Here is an 801-nt window from a genome sequence, read left to right as displayed (position 1 = left end):
AAGCCAACCCCGGTACCTTTGAAGCTGCCAGGTTCACCGACTATCGTGCCGTTGGTATTAATCGTTTATCAATCGGCATTCAAAGTTTTAATGGTGACTCATTGACAGCCTTAGGCCGTATTCATGATGGCAAACAGGCTATTCGTGCAGCAGAAATTGCACATCACGCCGGCTTTGATAATTTCAATCTGGATTTAATGTTTGGCCTGCCCAAACAAACCGCAGAACTTGCCAGAAAAGATGTGGAAATGGCGATTACCCTTGAACCAACTCATATTTCCTATTATCAGCTGACCATTGAACCCAATACTTTTTTTCATCAGTCACCACCACCATTACCGGATGATGAACCGATCAATGACTGGCAACTCGCCAATCAGCAACGGCTTGCTGAAGCAGGCTATCTGCAATATGAAGTGTCGGCCTATGCCAAAAAAGGCTGCCAGAGCCGTCACAATCTCAACTACTGGCAGTTTGGTGATTATCTGGGTATCGGAGCCGGAGCTCACGGTAAAGTCTCCAATGCGGCCACACAGTCCATTGAACGTATCGTTAAACAAAAACAGCCCCAAGCCTATCTGGATCTGGTCGATAGTCCACAACGTATTCTGAAACAAGAACAGGTTGGCATTAATGACATTGGGTTTGAGTTTATGCTTAATGCATTACGGTTGACGGATGGTTTTGCCCCATCATTATTTATGCAACATTGTGGGATGCCGTTGGCGACGATAAAGAACCAACTCGCTGAAGCTGAAGAACGGGGATTGATTGAGTATTCCGTTAAGTGGATTCGACCTA

General features: G+C 45.6%; 1 protein-coding gene. It reads left to right on the top strand.

From position 1 onward, the window contains the following. Window positions 1-801: radical SAM family heme chaperone HemW (gene hemW, locus B3O33_RS02380; protein ID WP_292362855.1), on the top strand; the 801-nt coding region annotated here is incomplete at both ends.

It is taken from the genome of Methylophaga sp. UBA1464 (assembly GCF_002325665.1).
In the GTDB taxonomy this organism is placed as follows: domain Bacteria; phylum Pseudomonadota; class Gammaproteobacteria; order Nitrosococcales; family Methylophagaceae; genus Methylophaga.
Note: the sequence above shows the minus strand (reverse complement) of the source record. Positions and strands in the feature narration are given on the sequence as shown.